Source organism: Ectobacillus polymachus, from assembly GCF_048159605.1.
Taxonomy (GTDB): Bacteria; Bacillota; Bacilli; order Bacillales; family Bacillaceae_G; genus Ectobacillus; species Ectobacillus polymachus.
This window is the reverse complement of sequence record NZ_JBLREB010000001.1, coordinates 1,407,475-1,425,224: the sequence shown is the minus strand read 5'-3', so window position 1 is coordinate 1,425,224 and position 17,750 is coordinate 1,407,475. Positions and strand designations below refer to the sequence as shown.

Genomic DNA, 17,750 nt, shown 5'->3' with positions numbered 1-17,750 from the left:
GAAGGTGAGCGTTGTCATCTTAACTGATTGGATGGAAATATTTTTATTGCAATTTACAAAGACTGTCTTTAATATTAAAAGATAGGATAGGAAAGTTGGACGGAAACGGAGGGAATCGATTTGACGTCTGAGACAGTTATGAATCATCAGGAAAAGGCTCTTGCCCTTCTAAAAGCTGATGCAGGTAAGATTTTAAAATTGATTAAAGTGCAAATGGATCATTTAACCATGCCGCAATGTCCGTTGTATGAAGAAGTGCTAGACACGCAAATGTTTGGTTTGTCTCGTGAGGTAGACTTTGCTGTTCGACTCGGGCTTATTGAAGAAGCTGTGGGCAAGGAGATTCTCGACGAACTGGAACGTGAATTATCTGCCTTGCATGATGCATACACGAAAAAACAATAACGGGTTCATATAGAGGGCTCAAACTTTTCAGAGTTTGAGCCTTTTTATGCACATTCACTTATTTTCTTACCCTATAAGCAGGAAGTATAATGAAGAATATGGAATACAACAACGACTACATTTATGAGGAAGAGGAATACATATGAAAAAAGCATGGAAGTCATTGGATTACTCATTAATGCTTCCACTTATTATTCTTTGTGCTATTGGAGCGATTATGGTATATAGTGCAAGCTCCATACTCGTGCTAAAGCAATATACGAAACAGGATTTTGCGGCCAATCATTTCTTTTATCTTCAGTTACGATCAATGGCATTAGGATTTGTGGCACTCATTGTCATGTACGTATTGCCTATTTCTATCTGGAAAAAAAGGGCAATCTCTTTATTCTTAATGATTACAACGACAATACTCCTAGTATTAGTACTATGGAAGGGTACCGTAGTTAATAATGCACAATCTTGGATTTTTGGAATTCAGCCTGCTGAATTTACAAAATTAGCTGTTATTTTCGCACTAGCTCGGTTTTTTGCTAAAAAACATGAAACAAGCCATTCCATTATCCGTGGAGTTGGAGGTATTGGTTTGTTTCTAGCTATTAATTTATATCTTATCGATAAACAGCCAGATTTAGGAATGGTAATCCTTCTAATGTGTATTATTGTTTCAATAACGCTATGCTCGGGAATTCGACTTTCTATGGTGTTTAAACGACTTGTAATCACGGCAGTCGTGTGGGTGCCATTGTTGTATTATGTCGTTATGCACAAACTGTCTAAAGTACAAATGGCTCGAATTCAGACCTTTTTAAATCCGTTTGCTAATCCACAAAAAGAAGGATTTCAATTAATACAATCGTTAGTTGCAATTAATTCAGGTGGATTTTTTGGAGTAGGATTAGGCAATAGTATTCAAAAAACAGGTTATTTACCGGAACCTCATACTGATTTTATTATGGCAGTTATTTCTGAGGAACTAGGATTTTTCGGTATTGCTGTAATTTTACTTGCGTTAGCGACACTTGTATTCCGTTCCTTTCAATTGGCAAGAAAGAGCCAGGATCCGTTTTCAAGTTTAGTTGCGATTGGTGTTGGGAGTATGATTGGCTTTCAAGTAATGGTTAATGTTGGTGGTATTACCGGGTTAATGCCACTTACAGGTGTACCTGTGCCATTTATAAGCTACGGTGGTAGCTCTCTCTTAGTAAATATGGCAGCTGTAGGGCTCTTGCTAAATATCTCTGCAAGGGTTAAAGAACAGCAGTCAATTACCCAAAAGCCCAAACTTAGCGCAGTTAATTAAAAAAGTAAAAAAATTCATTTGCATATCCAGATTTACCTAAAATAGTAAGACAACATAAAACACCCTCGAACTTGGTACACTGAAAATAAGTACTGAAATCGGAGGTGTTTTTGCATGGACAAAATTTTTTCCTTTCAAAGTTATGTAGTTATAAGTAGTAGTTTCATTCATTTATCGTAGGACATATTAAAAGGATATTATATGGCTTTTTATATAAATAGTATGTAATATTTATTGAAATGTGTTATACAAAACTATTGTTCTTATTTTTGAGTGTGTGCTATACTACATTTGTGTAACAGATGATACAGAATGCTTATCATTTATAGAAAAATGAGGTATTATTACAAAAACCCTATCGTTTTCAGAAAAATGAGGAATTATACTTATTTATTATTCATTTGGAGAATTACGAGGTAGTTTTACTAATAATATGTCAGTGGAAAGGAAATAAAGGAGGATTATGATGAAAAAGCTGCAACGCATTCAAAAAGTTTTAGTAGCAAATCGTGGCGAAATTGCAATTCGAGTCTTTCGTGCGTGTACAGAATTAGGACTAAGCACGGTTGCGATTTATTCAAAAGAAGATTCAGGTTCTTATCATCGCTACAAGGCGGATGAAGCGTATCTAGTTGGAAAAGGTAAAAAACCAATTGAAGCCTATCTAGATATTGAAGGAATTATTGAAATTGCTAAGAATAACAATGTTGATGCAATTCATCCCGGTTACGGCTTTTTATCGGAAAATATTAATTTTGCGAAGCGTTGTGAAGAAGAAGGTATCATTTTTATTGGACCTAAGAGCGAACATTTAAATATGTTTGGCGATAAGGTAAAAGCTAGAACAGAGGCGCTGCGCGCTGGTATTCCGGTAATACCAGGTAGCGATGGTCCGGTGGAATGCTTTGAACAAGTTGAATCGTTTGGTACGCAACATGGATATCCGATTATCATTAAGGCTGCGTTAGGTGGCGGTGGTCGTGGAATGCGTATTGTTCGAAGTGAAGCGAATGTTAAAGAAGCCTATGAACGTGCTAAATCGGAAGCACAGGCAGCATTTGGCAATGATGAAGTATATGTTGAAAAATTTGTTGAACATCCGAAACATATTGAAGTACAAATTCTTGCGGATGAGCAGGGTAATATTATTCATTTGTATGAACGCGATTGTTCTGTACAACGTCGTCATCAAAAGGTAGTAGAGGTAGCTCCTAGCTTGTCTCTTAGTGAACATCTTCGCAAACGAATTTGTGATGCAGCCGTACATTTGGCCAAGAGTGTTAACTATTTAAATGCAGGAACAGTTGAATTTCTAGTAAAGGGTGATCAGTTTTATTTTATAGAAGTAAATCCTCGTGTGCAGGTAGAGCATACAATTACAGAAATGATTACAGGTGTCGATATTGTTCAGTCACAAATATTAATTGCAGACGGATATTCTATGTTTGACGACAGACTAGGTATTCCGAAGCAAGAGGATATTGTAACACATGGCTTCGCAATTCAATCTCGTGTTACTACAGAAGATCCTCTTAATAATTTCATGCCAGATACAGGTAAAATTATGGCATATCGTTCAGGAGGAGGATTCGGTGTTCGTTTAGACACTGGAAATAGCTTTCAAGGTGCCGTTATAACACCGTATTATGATTCCTTGCTTGTAAAAGTTACTACTTGGGCGTTAACGTTTGAGCAAGCGGCAGCTAAGATGGTTCGAAATTTAAAAGAATTTCGAATTCGTGGTATCAAAACGAATATACCGTTTTTGGAAAATGTTGTGAAACATTCAAACTTTTTATCAGGAGAATATGATACATCGTTTATTGATTCTACTCCGGAACTGTTTGTATTTCCAAAACGAAAAGACCGTGGTACAAAAATGCTTTCTTATATAGGCTCCATTACGGTGAATGGATTTCCTGGTATTGGAAAAATCGAGAAACCAATTTATGCTGAGCCTAGAATACCAAAAATAGATGAAAGTTTCCTGGCTCCATCTGGAACGAAACAGATCCTGACTGAACGAGGCGCAGATGGCTTAGTAAATTGGGTCAAAGAACAGAAACAAGTATTATTAACAGATACGACATTCCGTGATGCTCATCAATCTCTCCTTGCAACTCGGGTTCGTACGCAAGATTTAAAGCATATAGCAAAGCCAACTTCGCATCTTCTTCCTAATCTATTTTCAGTTGAAATGTGGGGCGGTGCTACATTTGATGTTTCATACCGGTTCTTGAAAGAGGATCCATGGGAACGGCTACTGCAATTACGCGAGAGTATGCCAAATATTTTGTTCCAAATGCTTTTACGCGCATCTAATGCTGTCGGATACAAAAACTATCCAGATAATGTAATTAAAAAATTTGTGCTAAGCTCTGCCCAAGCTGGAATTGATGTTTTTCGTATTTTCGATAGTTTAAACTGGGTAGAAGGTATGCGTGTTGCGATTGATGCAGTACGAGAAAGTGGTAAGCTAGCAGAAGCAACCATTTGTTATACAGGTGATATTCATGATCCTTCGAGAAATAAATACGATTTAGCATATTACCGTAACCTTGCAAGGGAGCTAGAAGAGGCTGGGGCGCATATTCTAGCAATTAAAGATATGGCCGGGCTGTTAAAGCCAAGTGCCGCGTATGACCTTGTTTCTACCCTAAAAGATGCTGTGTCTATTCCGATTCATTTACATACTCATGACACAAGTGGTAATGGGATTTATACACTAACAAGAGCGATTGAAGCCGGCGTTGATATTGTCGATGTTGCTGTTAGTTCTATGGCAGGACATACTTCTCAACCAAGTGCTAGCACACTCTATTATGCACTTGAAGGAAATGACCGTCGTGCCAATGTAGATATTCATGCATTAGAGCAGCTATCTCACTATTGGGAAGATATTCGAAAATATTATTTTAACTTTGAAAGTGGAATGAACGCTCCTCATTCAGAAGTGTATATGCATGAAATGCCAGGAGGACAATACAGTAATCTTCAGCAACAAGCAAAAGCGGTTGGATTAGGGGATCGTTTTGATGAAGTAAAAGTTATGTATCGACGTGTAAATGATTTATTTGGTGATATTGTAAAGGTTACACCTTCTTCAAAAGTAGTAGGGGATATGGCTTTATTTATGGTACAAAACGATTTAACAGAGGATGATATCTATGAACGTGGAGAAACAATAGATTTCCCAGACTCTGTTGTAGAGTTCTTTGAAGGGTATCTTGGACAACCTTATGGAGGTTTTCCAAAAGAACTTCAACGTATTATTCTTAAAGGCAAGAAGCCGATTACAGTACGCCCAGGAGAGCTATTGCCGCCTGTTGATTTTCGCGAAATTAGTGAAACGTTGTATCAGAAGCTCAATCGCCCAGTTACGATTTTTGACATGATATCATATGCATTATATCCAAAGGTCTTTTTAGAGTATGAAAGAATACATGATAAGTTCGGCAGTGTTTCCGTATTAGACACACCAACATTCATACATGGTATGCGACTAGGTGAAGAAATAGAAGTTGAAATTGAACGGGGAAAAACATTAATTGTAAAACTTGTATCAATTGGCGAGCCGCAGCCTGATGGCACGCGAAACCTTTATTTTGAATTAAACGGACAACCTCGTGAAGTTATTATTAAGGATGAAAGTGTGAAAATCACAGCTGCTATGCGAGTAAAGGGAAATCGTGAAAATCCCAATCATATTAGTGCAACAATGCCAGGAACCGTTATTAAAGTAGTTGTGAAAAAAGGAGAGCATATTAAACGTGGCGACACGCTTGCGGTAACAGAAGCGATGAAAATGGAAACAACTGTTCAAGCTCCGTTCACAGGAGTGGTAAAAGAAATTTATGTGAAAGATGGAGATTCTATTCAAACAGGTGACTTATTGATCGAATTAGATAAATAATAGTAGTTAAATTGTTAATTCAAAAAATCAGCTTGGCGGACGTGCCAAGCTGATTTTTTGATTCTTACCGAGATATGCTTCTTGTTGCAAGTAAGCATAAATAACATAATACCGAAAACAAACCAGCGATAACTAAATTATGAAGCAGTTTAATTGCAAGTAATCCATTTGAATAAATAATTAACATTCCAACTATAGCTTGCAAGCTTACGAGTATGAAAGCATTACTCCATCCAAGGTAAATGATACGTTGCTGCTTATATTCACGAATAGCGAGAATCATAGCGTAAAAAATCCATACAAAGAGTAATAATGCTGCGAATCTATGTCCCATTTGAACAAATTCCTGTAAATGTGTTGTAAATGGACTTTTAGTTCCGCAAAACGGGAAACTAGTACAAGCTAACGTTGCCTTTTCATGACGGACCAATGCACCTGTATAGACAACAATGTAGGTATATATGGTACTCCCATAAATATGAAACTTCATTTTTTTGTCTAACACAATGGAATGGGCATCAAATTTTTTGTCTACTTCAAAAATGAGTAGCGTTAATAAAGCAACAGAAGCAAATGATATTAAAGAAATCCCGAAATGGAGTGCAAGTACCATAGCAGATTGTCCCCAAACCACAGCAGCAGCTCCTATAAGCGCCTGTGCAACTAGAAACAGGAGGGAAAGAACTGCCAATAGTTTCGTTTCTTTAACATGTCCAATCATTTTCCAAGATAAAATGCATAATAAAAGCACCAAAATGCCGGCTGAGCCTGAAACAAGTCGGTGACTTAGCTCAATGACTGTGTTTATGGTCAAAGGATGGGGTATGATTTGGCCATTACACAGTGGCCATGAATGTCCACACCCTTGACTAGAACCGGTTTCTGTGACTAAAGATCCGCCGACTAAAACGAGAAGAAGATCTACACTCGTTAAAATGGCTAAAAATTTTAGGAAGCGTCGCACTACTTCACCTACTTTCATTTTTCTTTCAAAGCCTATGATATATAAAAAACAATAAAATAGCAAAGAAGAAAGGTGTAAGAGATAAACCTTTAAAACCTTGATTAAACAGGCGTAAGCGAAAGAAAAAGGCACTTTTTCTAGCTTTTCATAGTTATTACGTGATAAATTTGACAAAATGGTTTAATATTAAAAGTGAAATCAAGATATACTGATACTAAGGGGGATTTGTCTACTTCAGAAATGACACAAAAAGTTCAACTTTAGTTCACATTTTTTTCATTAAATATGATTTAATATAAACTAGTAAGAACTATGTATATAGTAAAAACAACATACACACGGTAATTATATTCACAAGAAAAGAAACAGGGAAAGCGCTTGCAAATATAGAAACATATGAAGGGGGCTTATAACGTGGAGCAGGTAACACAACTGCAGGAGCAGTCAACAAAGGCTGTGCCTCAAACTACGTTAAAGCAAGATTTGTTTGCTTTAATGAAAATGGGTATTGTAAATTCAAATAGTCTAACAACATTTACAGGATTTTGGCTAGCACTCCATTTTAATGGACTAAGCTTTAGTGATAACTGGGGGAAAATGATTTTCACCATGTTAGGATCAGCCTTAATCATTGCAGGTTCATGTACATTAAATAATTATATTGATCGCGATATTGATCCATTAATGGAACGAACGAAAAATCGTCCGACTGTAACAGGAAAATTTAAAGGAAGTTTTGTAATTTCTTTCGGATCTATTTTGTTATTACTAGGATTTACCTCACTATTATTAGCAACACCTATGGCTGCATTTATTGGGGTTATCGGAACATTTACGTATGTTGTTCTGTATTCACTTTGGACGAAGCGGGCCTATACACTTAATACTGTAATTGGTAGTGTATCAGGTGCAGTGCCGCCGTTAATTGGATGGGCAGCCGTTGATTCGAACTTAGGCTATATGGCTTGGATGTTATTTTTACTTATGTTTATTTGGCAAATTCCTCACTTTTTAGCATTAGCGATGAAGCGAGTGGAAGAATACCGTAAGGCAGGCATTCCAATGTTGCCAGTTGTACACGGATTTGAAATGACAAAACGCCAAATTCTTATATGGATTACATGTCTACTACCAATTCCTTTTTATATGCATGAATTAGGTATTGTCTTTATGGTAATTGCTACGCTTCTTAATGTGGGCTGGCTTGTACTTGGTATATACGGTTACCGTACAAAGGATGATATCAAGTGGTCGATACAAATGTTTGTCTATTCATTAAACTATTTAACGATTCTATTTATTAGTATGCTAGTCGTTACATTATTCTAAAAAGCCTTCAATTCCTTTTTATTTAATAGTTTAGGCACCTTTCAGTAGGGATTAATATCCCTCTTGAAAGGTGCCTAAATTACACTCATGTATATGGGGAAGAAAGAGTAAAAATTTAATAAAAAGGTGGGGTTGCTTGGATGAAGAAAAAGCGGCGACTGATTTTGTTCGTTTCCGTTATGGCTTTACTGCTAAGTGCATGCGGTAAAGACTTTCAATCAACGTTAATTCCAAAAGGCGAAGCAGCAAAGATGCAATATGATTTATTATTGTTATCGAGTGCAATTATGGTAGGAGTTGTTATTGTAGTTACTGCTATTTTCATTTATGTTCTCATTCGATTTCGCCGAAAGAAAGGCATGGAACATGTAGTACCAGAGCAAGTTGAAGGTAATAATAAGCTTGAAATCATTTGGACCATCATTCCAATTCTTCTCCTCATTATTTTAGCTATACCAACCGTTACATATACGTTCAAACTTGCCGATGTGAGACCTGCCCAGCAGCCAAATGGTGATACTCTTGTCATTGATGTAACAGCTAGGCTTTACTGGTGGGAATTCGCATATCCATCTGATAAAATCATAACCTCGCAAGACCTAGTCATTCCTACTGGAAAAAAAGTGTACTTGAATTTAAAAGGCGCTGACATCAAACACTCCTTCTGGGTTCCATCTCTCGCAGGAAAAATGGATAACAATCCCGATAATACAAATAAAATGTGGATACAAGCAGATCAAGCTGGAACATACAATGGCTTTTGTACAGAATTTTGCGGCCCGTCCCATGCGTTGATGCAGTTTAAGGTGAAAGCTGTAAGTGAAAGCGAATTCAAAAACTGGCTCGCCGCTATGAAGCAGCAAGACGGAAAGAAGCAGCCTTCTACGGCCGTAGCTCAAGAGGGACAACAAATTTTTCAAAAAAGCTGCGCAGCTTGCCATGCTGTTGATGCAAATGATAGCAGACCTCCCGCAGCACGCATAGCTCCCAATCTAGCGAATTTTGGAGATCGCGATATGGTAGCTGGCGTGTTAGATAATAACGCTGATAACATCAAAAATTGGTTGAAGGATCCCGGAAGTATAAAACCAGGAAATGCAATGACTGGTAAATACGGGACTTTGAATGATCAACAAGTAGATGCATTAACAGCTTATTTATTAAGCTTAAAAACGAAATGACGGTTGATATGAGCAAAGGGGGAAATAGGGTGAGTACAATAGCGAAGGAAAAAAGCGTTCTTTGGGACTACATGACAACGGTAGACCATAAGAAAATTGCTATTCTTTATTTACTTGCTGGAGGATTATTCTTTCTTGTTGGCGGAATAGAAGCCACATTGATTCGTTATCAATTGTTATTTCCGAATAACAAATTTCTTGTTGGTGAAGCCTATGATCAAATGTTGACCATGCATGGTACGACAATGATTTTTTTAGCAGCAATGCCTCTCTTATTTGCAATGATGAATGCAGCAGTTCCTCTTCAAATCGGTGCTCGTGACGTAGCATTTCCTTTTCTAAATTCGCTTGGCTTTTGGCTATTCTTTTTTGGCGGGGTATTTTTAAATGCCAGCTGGTTTTTAGGAGGAGCCCCAAATGCTGGCTGGACCGCATATTCTTCCTTGGTATTGTCTGCCAAAAATCATGGTGTGGATTTTTATATACTAGGCTTACAAGTATCCGGTATTGGAACCTTGATTGCTGGAATTAATTTTCTCGTTACGATAATAAATATGCGAGCTCCTGGAATGACTTATATGCGTATGCCGTTATTTACCTGGACCACATTTGTGGCATCCGCTCTCATCTTATTTGCATTTCCTCCTCTAACTGTCGGATTATTTATGCTTATGCTCGACCGTCTCTTCGGCACATCCTTTTTTGTACCTGCGCTTGGCGGCAACACAATTATTTGGGAACATCTATTTTGGATTTTTGGTCATCCTGAAGTATACATTCTCATTCTTCCTGCATTCGGTATTTTTTCAGAGGTTTTTGCTACCTTTTCAAAGAAAAGATTATTTGGCTACTCTACGATGGTATTTGCCACGGTATTAATTGGATTTTTAGGCTTTATGGTGTGGGTTCATCATATGTTTACTACGGGGCTTGGACCTGTTGCGAATGCAATCTTTTCGGTTGCTACAATGGCAATTGCAGTTCCTACAGGGATAAAAATCTTCAACTGGCTTTTTACGATGTGGGGTGGGTCCCTTACTTTTACTGTTCCGATGCTTTATGCTGTTGCATTCATTCCATCCTTTGTTATGGGAGGAGTAACAGGAGTTATGCTGGCATCCGCTCCAGCGGATTACCAATTTCATGATACGTACTTCGTAGTTGCACATTTCCATTATGTAATAGTAGGCGGCGTTGTGTTTGGAATTTTAGCAGGAACCCATTATTGGTGGCCGCTTATTTTCGGTAAAATGCTTGATGAACGCTTAGGTAAAATAACATTTTGGCTGTTTTTCATTGGATTTCATTTAACCTTCTTTATCCAACATTTTCTAGGTCTAATCGGAATGCCAAGACGCTATTTTACCTATTTACCGGGTCAAGGATTAGAAACTGGGAATTTTATTAGTTCGGTTGGAGCTGCATTTATGGGTGTTGGAACACTGATTCTTTTGTTTAATATTGTAAAAACAACAGCTTCTAGCAAAAAGGTAACGCAAGATGCATGGAAGGATGGACGTACCTTAGAATGGTCCTTACCTGTCCCAACACCGCATTATAATTTTAAACAGCTTCCATTTGTTCGTGGCTTAGATGCATTGTGGATTGAAAAAATGGAAGGTCATACTGAACTTACTCCAGCAGAACCAATTGGTGATATTCATATGCCTAATTCGTCGATTCTTCCATTTACTATTTCATTTGGATTGTTTGTCGCCGCATTCGGAGCCCTTTATATGCAAGGTGGTAAACAACTTCTCTTTGTAGTTATCGCATTCATTGGTTTGGCGATAACGTTTGGAAGTATGCTGCTGCGATCGATTCGAGATGATCATGGCTATCATATTCATAAGGAAGAATTGGAGAAACAAGGGGAGGCGATCGTGTGACGAATGTAAAGGAGAGAACCGAGCCGTTTCCTATTGAACCTGAGAAGGCCACATTAGAGGGGAAAAATAAATTTATTGGGTTTTGGCTGTTTTTAGGAGGAGAGACAGTGTTATTTGCTTGTCTCTTTGCAACTTTTTTTGCACTGCACAATTCTACGAATGGCGGACCGTCGGCGAAGGAAATGTTTGAGTTACCACTCGTTTTTACGGCAACGATGCTCCTTCTTACGAGTAGTTTAACGAGTGCGTATGCCATATACTTTATGAGAAACGCACAATTTGTAAAGATGCAGTGGTGGTTTGTGATTACCATTCTTCTAGGTGCAGGCTTCTTAAGCTTGGAAATATATGAATTTAATCATTATGTACATTCTTTTTCCTTTACGATAAAAAGTAGCGCATTTGGTTCAGCCTTTTACACACTAGTTGGGACCCATGGTTTACACGTTTTATTTGGTCTTCTCTGGATTACAACGTTAGTATTGCGAAATGCTTGGCGCGGCGTAACACTTTATACTGCCCCAAAGTATTATGTAGCATCGTTGTATTGGCACTTTATTGATGTAGTATGGGTGTTTATTTTCACCGTTGTATATTTAATGGGAATGGTGGGATAAGAATGAATGAATCGCATAGAAGTAACGTAAAGGTAGATGCTTTTTATAAAAAAAGAAGCAAAGAGGAAATGAAACATGTCATGGTAACATTCTCTCTCATGATATTTTTGACCCTTTCCTCCTTTTTTGCAGTAGCATATCCGACTATTTTTCCTAAAATATTTTCTGTTCCATTCATATTGTTGCTTGCTTGTGTGCAAGTATTGTTTCAGCTTTACTACTTTATGCATATGAATCAAAGAGGTCATCAGACTGCAATTGTATTTTTGTATACCGCCTTGTTTATAGGATTACTAACTGTATTAGCATTTGCGACAATCGTTTGGATTTAACTAACATCATCTCCCTGTATGAACGCGTAGTTAAGAGCCTTATTTCAGGAACTGCCCGGTCCATAGGTAACTCTCTGTAGTGGGTAGTTTCTCCTTATAAGAATGGGTAGCTTGGAATACGTTCTTTATTAAATCTAATAAAGGTAAGGAGAGAGTGAGTATGAATGCAATTGCAATGCTTGGATTTCAAGCGCTATGGAGCCCATTATTTGCTCTTTTTCTATTTGGTATTCTTCTGATGTATTATCTGTTGATTGGACCACTCCGCGGTAAATTTATAGAAAGTGAGCGTGTCAGTAAAAAACAACTTTTTTGTTTCACTATTGGAATTATTTTCTTGTATGCGGTTTCGGGTAGTCCAATCGATGTGATCGGTCATATCCTATTTAGTGTTCATATGACAGAAATGGCCGTCATGTTTTTAGTCGTACCTCCTCTTCTTTTATTGGGATTACCTGCTTGGTTATTGCAAACAATTGTGTCACATAAAGTCGTAGGAAATGTGTTACGTATACTTACCAAACCATTATTTGCTCTCTTTTTATTCAATGGATTACTTTCTATGTATCATCTGCCATTCATCTTTGATGTTGTAAAGCAAAGTCAGCTTTTGCATAGCATTTCGCTTGTAGTATTATTTTTCACTTCATTTATGATGTGGTGGCCTGTTTTGAATCCTCTTCCTTCCTTTCAATCGTTAAGTGACTTGCAGAAAATAGGTTATATGTTTGCTAATGGTTTGCTACTTACCCCAGCATGCGCCCTTATCATTTTTGCAAGTCAGCCATTATATGCAACGTATACAAATCCGCAGGCTTTTATGCGAGCAATGGAGTTGTGTGTTCCATTAGGAACATTAACATCTCTTGGAATCTCTGGGCCGTCATTTTTTTATGGGATATCTCCCCTTGAGGACCAACAGGCGGGAGGAGTTATCATGAAAATAATGCAAGAATTTGTATATATAGTAGTAATTGGATATGTTTTTTCCCGGTGGGTGAAAAACGAAAAGAAGAAAGAAGCTGAAGGGTTTCCTACCTATGTATCTGAAAATAGAGGAACATAACGGGGGTGTATCTATCAGGGGAGTACCCCCTGATAGAACATTTCCTTACTAGGTTTCAAGCGCTGTAAGGGATTTGCTTACCCTTTGAAGAAGATCGTTGCAACGTTCAATTAATGAGTCTGGAAATGTCTCATCATATTCTACTCCATGTGGATAATAGTGTTTACCAAGTATTGGAGTCCGTAGTTTTACAATCGCATCATTACTTCCGATTTCACCTTCAATCGCCTCGCCTTGAATTCGCAAGTAATAATCAGTATCTATAGTGAATTTATAATCAAAGGTTACTCGCTCATAATCCCATTGACCTGCTAAAATAAATCCGTATTCTTTCATGATGTCTTGTAATCTGTCAAATTCAATGACGTATTGATTGATTTCGGTATGTTCAAATTGCACAATATCACTCCTTTTTGGTAAAAATATCCATATTTTTATAATAATATGAAGTGTGTACATTCGCAATATGATCTCATCGACAGGAGCTGTTGCATATCGTCGTAATCCTATTAAATATGGTATATTGAAAATGGGTTTTTAAAGTGATTTTTCAAGGTAAAGTTCTTACAGGAGGAATATAGATTGAAAAAACTTCTCCACATTGCACTTTTAACTGTGCTTATCATAGTTGTCAGTTTGTATGGAAAGCTTATTATTAATCAGTACATACTACAACAAAATACTCCTAAAAAAAGTACAAAATCAATTCAAAAGGTGGAACAAGCGTCATCTACTAATATAGCAAAATTCCTAGGTGAAAATAGCGAAAACTTGTTAGCACAATTTGGCGAGCCTGCTCGAATTGATCCGTCTGCTTACGATTATGAGTGGTGGGTGTATAATCAAGATTTAAATCATTATGTGCAGTTTGGTATACAAAATGAAAAAATAGTTACCATTTATGTTGGGGGACAAAATGTAGACATTTCTCCATTCCATATTGGAGAATCATATACAGATGTTTCCAAACAAGCTTCGTTTTCGTCTGAATTATCGGTAGGTCGAAGTAAAAATTCTTACCAATTTGAACTATCAGAACAAGATGTTAGGCAGGACCCGCTTATTTCAGTTGAAAACGGATGGTCACAGCTTTATTTCGATACCTTTACGAAGGAGCTTGTTGGGATTCGTTATTTAGATGATGATACCCTTTTAAAGGAACGACCATATCAGCTTATTTATACAGGAGCACTCATTCAGCCTACGCAAATATCAGGTGAGCAATTACAAAAGATTGAACAAGGAAATGCGAAGCAAATTTTAGATACAACAAATATTATTCGTTTGCGTCATAATCTCCCTCTATTAAAATGGGACGATCAAACCTCACAGGTTGCTTATTTGCATAGTAAAGATATGCATGATCAGAACTACTTTTCACACGATTCTCCGAGATATGGATCGCTTGGGGATCGGTTACATCAAGGAAATGTTACATTCCGTTTAGCGGGTGAAAATATTGCTTCTAATTACCCGGATGGAGTCGCAGCTGTACAAGGTTGGTTAAACAGCGAGGGTCATCGAAAAAATTTATTGGATGGAGAATTTACAGCGATTGGCATTGGTGTTAACGATAAATATTATACACAGGATTTTATTTTGAAGTAGGGGCAGGATTCGCCTAAAATGGGCGAACCATGCGCCTCTTTTTTTCTTACAATGTAGGGAGTGAGGTGAGCATAATGACTATGACGGTGAAGAAACTTCATCCTTCCATTGTGAAATTTAAAGAATTTGTTCGAAGTCATCCGAAACTGATTCAATCTGTTCGAAGTGGTGAAAAAACGTGGCAGCAATTTTATGAGGAATGGTATTTACTTGGTGAAAATGATGCAATATGGGATGCATATAGTGAGAATCCTCATTCTAATGTAGCCGCTGCAAAAGAGAACGGAGTAGAATCTAATAATATCATGGGGCAGATGATATCACTCATAAAAAACATCGACATGGATCAAGTTCAATATCATATCACCAATGTAACAAACGCAATTGGAAGTGTACAGCAGGTCATGCAGCAGTTCAAAGGAACGAATGCAACGGAGACAAAACAAACAGAACAACAAAATAATCCGTTTTTCTTCCAAAAGGATTAGGAGGGGTAGCATGAGAAAGGAGCTCGCTCTATATCTGCAATCTCGTGAGGATTTGCAGTCGTTTATCCGAGAGCAGCCTTATTGGTATCGAAAGCTGTCGCGTAATCCGGATGAGCGCGGGGCGTTTGAGCTCGCGGCGATGCAATATTATCGGAAAACGATTCCTGATCGCGTTGCAAAGTTTCAAAATCAGCTTGCTATGACAAGCATTATGATTGAAATGTTTCAATATATGAAACAGCAAAACCAGTAATTATCCATATCCGTCATGTTAAAGTTCTGATACAATATAACTACATTTTAAAAAAAGGAGCTTATAACATGACGGACATATGTTTAGTACGACATGGACAAACCGATTGGAACTTTCAAGGCATCATTCAAGGAAGAGAAGATATTCCATTGAATGAAGTAGGAAGAATGCAAGCAATGCAAAGTGCATCGCTGTTGCAAAAACAAGAATGGGATGCCATCGTCAGCAGCCCGCTTGTACGAGCCTATGAAACTGCGAAAATTATTGCAGATAAAGCAGGGATTGATACTGTCCATATAGATGAACGATTTGTAGAAAGAAGTTTTGGTGAAGTGTCTGGTAAGCATGTTTCTAACGTTAGACATCTTATTGCATCTGGAAATGTGAATGGAATGGAAACGGATGAAGAAATTGTAAATCGATGTTTCTCGGGTCTTTGCCATATTGCTGAACGTTTTGATGGAAAGAGGATTATCATCGTTGCACATTCTCATGCAATTAAAGCCATGTTACATGCAATTTCTCCAAATGAAATCACGTTTAACATGCCTTTAGAAAATGCATGTGCAAACTTTATTTCTTATCATAATAAGTCATGGCAAATCGAAAGATATAATGTTGCAGAGCATATTCAAGTGTAACCGATGAGGAAGTATGAAGTAGTTGTATTATGACTTCGCCTCTAAATATGTTATGATAATTAATATATATAGTAGTGATGCAAGTAGATAATGGATCAGCAGCTAAAGTATATAAATGGTGGAGCAATATAAACATATATGCTTGCTTCTCTTAAGTTTTTTACAAGGAGGTCTCCATATGATAATTGCTACGCTAGAAAGCGTTCGAGTATTAGATGAAACGGATCAATTGTCCCGTATGATTATACAATCCGAGCTTGCGATGACATATAGACAAAGTCTTGCTGCCTTAAAATGCGACAAGGAGGCACAAGCTCTTATTCAAAAATTTGTTGCAATGAAAGAAAGATACGAAGAAGTACAGCGGTTTGGAAAGTATCATCCGGATTACAAAATGATAAAAAAGCAAATCCGTGAAATAAAAAGAGAAGTTGATTTACATGACACAATAGTAGCATTCAAAATGGCAGAGAACCATTTACAAAAGCTATTAGATGAAATAAGTATGATTATTGGAAAGGAAATTTCACCTTCTATTAAAGTACCTACCGGTAACCCATTCTTTGACTCTGCAGGAGGCTGTGGAGGCTGTGGTACTGGCTGTAGTTGTCAGAAAACGGGGTGACTGCATAAGTCCCCCTTTTATTCATAGTTTCGAAAACAGATACAATTAAAAAATTTGTAAACCATTTCAACGATTGAGGGACATGATCATTATATATACAAAGAGGAGAATCGTATGTTTGGACAAAGACAAGGTATAATTATATATTTGCATTCGTTAAAACATGCAAAGCTTCTTCGTAAATATGGTAATATACATTACATATCACGTAGGTTTAAGTATGTTGTTCTTTATTGTGACATGGATCAAATTGGTTTTGTCATGTCAAAGCTTGAACAATTACCTTTTGTTAAAAAACTAGAGCAGTCATACCGTCCATATGTAAAGACTGAATTTGAAAATACAAAACCAGATCGTGCAAAAGAGTATGATTATAAAATAGAATAGAAGGTAATTCAGTATGGACTATTATATTATGTATAATGGTCCATTTTGTGTTTTTATCCCGCTTTAACGGGCAGTAAGACCCCCACTTCAAGGCTTAGAGAGATCGGAGAAGGCTAAGTGGGGGACAACTGCCCGTAAAAGTCCGTATTCGTCGGGCTAACCCTCGGTGGGGGATGAGAGAAAACCCCCACCGAGGGAAGTTTCACTTTATCATGCTACATGTAATAAGACCCCCGCTTTAAGTCTTTAAGGAACCTTTCGAAACGAAAAGTGGGGGATTATTTTAGTAAATGCAAAGGTTTGCTTTTACTAATCTTATTGCATAGGGGGAATAAAGCGGTTCATTCGAAGTATGCCAATCAGATGATTATAAAAGAGTTCCTTTTCAGCAAAAGTCTGTGAAGGTTTTACTGTGAATTGTACGATTTCTTTATTTAATTCTTTAGCAACGTCAGAAAATAGTTCGAGACGTTTATTTGTTTTATCTTTCGAGATAGGTATTCCTTCCCTACATATATACAAGGGTTGAAAACTTCCTACCGGTGTAGGTTGTAATACAATGGCTAGAGAGCACACGTCTTTCTTATTGATCGTTGTATTAAATTGTAGCATGTGCACAAGACGATTTTGGTTTGCTTTAGCAAGTAAGATAAGTTCGTATAAATCTGAATAGCCTTCTCCTAGTTCAATAAAGCGTTGAATCATTATGATTTCTCCTCCTATCTTTGTATGTATAAGTACGAAAAAAA

18 protein-coding genes are annotated in these 17,750 nt (G+C 37.3%); 15 read left to right on the top strand and 3 right to left on the bottom strand.

Annotation, left to right across the window (positions count from 1 at the left end; translation table 11 throughout):
• Window positions 1-120 precede the first annotated feature (120 nt).
• The 3 genes from ACM5BR_RS07225 (at window position 121) to pyc (ending at window position 5,621) form a co-directional block, all read left to right on the top strand.
• On the top strand, window positions 121-405 hold the full coding sequence (locus tag ACM5BR_RS07225; protein ID WP_416826976.1) for an Fpa/YlaN family protein: 285 nt from the start codon (window positions 121-123) through the stop codon (window positions 403-405).
• 142 nt (window positions 406-547) lie between these two features.
• Window positions 548-1,708 carry an FtsW/RodA/SpoVE family cell cycle protein gene (locus ACM5BR_RS07220; RefSeq protein ID WP_416826975.1) on the top strand — a complete coding sequence of 387 codons (1,161 nt, stop codon included), beginning with the start codon at window positions 548-550 and terminating at the stop codon, window positions 1,706-1,708.
• Window positions 1,709-2,174: 466 nt separating this feature from the next.
• Window positions 2,175-5,621 (top strand): pyruvate carboxylase, encoded by a 3,447-nt coding sequence (gene pyc, locus ACM5BR_RS07215; RefSeq protein WP_416826974.1) that lies wholly within the window; start codon window positions 2,175-2,177, stop codon window positions 5,619-5,621.
• Between the two features lie 64 nt (window positions 5,622-5,685).
• Here the strand turns inward: pyc and ACM5BR_RS07210 are convergent, their stop codons facing one another.
• The gene (locus ACM5BR_RS07210; RefSeq protein ID WP_416826973.1) at window positions 5,686-6,585 is read right to left on the bottom strand and encodes a COX15/CtaA family protein; all 900 of its coding nucleotides are present in this window, start codon (window positions 6,583-6,585) and stop codon (window positions 5,686-5,688) included.
• Between the two features lie 414 nt (window positions 6,586-6,999).
• On the opposite strand from ACM5BR_RS07210, the gene cyoE reads away from it, so the two are divergent.
• The 6 genes from cyoE (at window position 7,000) to ctaG (ending at window position 12,999) form a co-directional block, all read left to right on the top strand.
• A complete protein-coding gene (gene cyoE / locus ACM5BR_RS07205; protein ID WP_416826972.1) occupies window positions 7,000-7,914 on the top strand; it encodes a heme o synthase in 915 nt (304 codons plus the stop codon).
• A 140-nt stretch (window positions 7,915-8,054) separates the two neighbouring features.
• Entirely contained in the window at window positions 8,055-9,095 is a 1,041-nt protein-coding gene (gene coxB / locus ACM5BR_RS07200) for a cytochrome c oxidase subunit II (RefSeq protein WP_416826971.1), read from the top strand.
• 71 nt (window positions 9,096-9,166) lie between these two features.
• Window positions 9,167-10,984 (top strand): cytochrome c oxidase subunit I, encoded by a 1,818-nt coding sequence (gene ctaD, locus ACM5BR_RS07195; RefSeq protein ID WP_416827864.1) that lies wholly within the window; start codon window positions 9,167-9,169, stop codon window positions 10,982-10,984.
• Window positions 10,981-11,601 carry a cytochrome (ubi)quinol oxidase subunit III gene (locus ACM5BR_RS07190; protein ID WP_416826970.1) on the top strand — a complete coding sequence of 207 codons (621 nt, stop codon included), beginning with the start codon at window positions 10,981-10,983 and terminating at the stop codon, window positions 11,599-11,601. The genes ctaD and ACM5BR_RS07190 overlap by 4 nt, the downstream gene beginning before the upstream one ends.
• 2 nt (window positions 11,602-11,603) lie before the next feature.
• On the top strand, window positions 11,604-11,933 hold the full coding sequence (ctaF, locus tag ACM5BR_RS07185; protein WP_416826969.1) for a cytochrome c oxidase subunit IVB: 330 nt from the start codon (window positions 11,604-11,606) through the stop codon (window positions 11,931-11,933).
• A 160-nt stretch (window positions 11,934-12,093) separates the two neighbouring features.
• A complete protein-coding gene (gene ctaG, locus ACM5BR_RS07180) occupies window positions 12,094-12,999 on the top strand; it encodes a cytochrome c oxidase assembly factor CtaG (protein ID WP_416826968.1) in 906 nt (301 codons plus the stop codon).
• Between the two features lie 48 nt (window positions 13,000-13,047).
• Here the strand turns inward: ctaG and ACM5BR_RS07175 are convergent, their stop codons facing one another.
• Complete coding sequence (locus ACM5BR_RS07175) at window positions 13,048-13,398, bottom strand: YugN family protein (RefSeq protein ID WP_416826967.1); 351 nt, start codon at window positions 13,396-13,398, stop codon at window positions 13,048-13,050.
• 183 nt (window positions 13,399-13,581) lie between these two features.
• On the opposite strand from ACM5BR_RS07175, the gene ACM5BR_RS07170 reads away from it, so the two are divergent.
• From ACM5BR_RS07170 to ACM5BR_RS07145, 6 genes are all read left to right on the top strand, one after another.
• On the top strand, window positions 13,582-14,607 hold the full coding sequence (locus ACM5BR_RS07170; protein WP_416826966.1) for a CAP domain-containing protein: 1,026 nt from the start codon (window positions 13,582-13,584) through the stop codon (window positions 14,605-14,607).
• A gap of 74 nt (window positions 14,608-14,681) precedes the next feature.
• Window positions 14,682-15,095, top strand: a complete 414-nt coding sequence (ylbD, locus tag ACM5BR_RS07165) for a YlbD family protein (RefSeq protein WP_416826965.1) — start codon at window positions 14,682-14,684, stop codon at window positions 15,093-15,095.
• A gap of 10 nt (window positions 15,096-15,105) precedes the next feature.
• Entirely contained in the window at window positions 15,106-15,348 is a 243-nt protein-coding gene (locus ACM5BR_RS07160; protein ID WP_416826964.1) for a YlbE-like family protein, read from the top strand.
• Between the two features lie 68 nt (window positions 15,349-15,416).
• Window positions 15,417-15,989: a histidine phosphatase family protein gene (locus tag ACM5BR_RS07155; protein ID WP_416826963.1), complete on the top strand. Its 573-nt coding sequence runs from the start codon at window positions 15,417-15,419 to the stop codon at window positions 15,987-15,989.
• Window positions 15,990-16,167: 178 nt separating this feature from the next.
• Window positions 16,168-16,614, top strand: coding sequence for a YlbF/YmcA family competence regulator (locus ACM5BR_RS07150; protein ID WP_416826962.1), 447 nt, complete (start codon window positions 16,168-16,170; stop codon window positions 16,612-16,614).
• A gap of 114 nt (window positions 16,615-16,728) precedes the next feature.
• Window positions 16,729-17,001 (top strand): YlbG family protein, encoded by a 273-nt coding sequence (locus ACM5BR_RS07145; protein ID WP_416826961.1) that lies wholly within the window; start codon window positions 16,729-16,731, stop codon window positions 16,999-17,001.
• 315 nt (window positions 17,002-17,316) lie between these two features.
• On the opposite strand, the gene ACM5BR_RS07140 is transcribed toward ACM5BR_RS07145, so the two are convergent.
• Entirely contained in the window at window positions 17,317-17,706 is a 390-nt protein-coding gene (locus tag ACM5BR_RS07140; RefSeq protein WP_416826960.1) for a DUF7147 family protein, read from the bottom strand.
• Window positions 17,707-17,750 lie beyond the last annotated feature (44 nt).

Bases quoted from the DNA above. Each gene is read 5' to 3' on its own strand.
- ACM5BR_RS07220 (WP_416826975.1), top strand. From the start codon at position 548: ATGAAAAAAGCATGGAAGTCATTGGATTACTCATTAATGCTTCCACTT.
- pyc (WP_416826974.1), top strand. From the start codon at position 2,175: ATGAAAAAGCTGCAACGCATTCAAAAAGTTTTAGTAGCAAATCGTGGC.
- coxB (WP_416826971.1), top strand. From the start codon at position 8,055: ATGAAGAAAAAGCGGCGACTGATTTTGTTCGTTTCCGTTATGGCTTTA.
- ctaD (WP_416827864.1), top strand. From the start codon at position 9,167: ATGACAACGGTAGACCATAAGAAAATTGCTATTCTTTATTTACTTGCT.
- ctaF (WP_416826969.1), top strand. From the start codon at position 11,604: ATGAATGAATCGCATAGAAGTAACGTAAAGGTAGATGCTTTTTATAAA.
- ctaG (WP_416826968.1), top strand. From the start codon at position 12,094: ATGAATGCAATTGCAATGCTTGGATTTCAAGCGCTATGGAGCCCATTA.
- ylbD (WP_416826965.1), top strand. From the start codon at position 14,682: ATGACTATGACGGTGAAGAAACTTCATCCTTCCATTGTGAAATTTAAA.
- ACM5BR_RS07160 (WP_416826964.1), top strand. From the start codon at position 15,106: ATGAGAAAGGAGCTCGCTCTATATCTGCAATCTCGTGAGGATTTGCAG.
- ACM5BR_RS07155 (WP_416826963.1), top strand. From the start codon at position 15,417: ATGACGGACATATGTTTAGTACGACATGGACAAACCGATTGGAACTTT.
- ACM5BR_RS07150 (WP_416826962.1), top strand. From the start codon at position 16,168: ATGATAATTGCTACGCTAGAAAGCGTTCGAGTATTAGATGAAACGGAT.
- ACM5BR_RS07145 (WP_416826961.1), top strand. From the start codon at position 16,729: ATGTTTGGACAAAGACAAGGTATAATTATATATTTGCATTCGTTAAAA.
- ACM5BR_RS07140 (WP_416826960.1), bottom strand. From the start codon at position 17,706: ATGATTCAACGCTTTATTGAACTAGGAGAAGGCTATTCAGATTTATAC.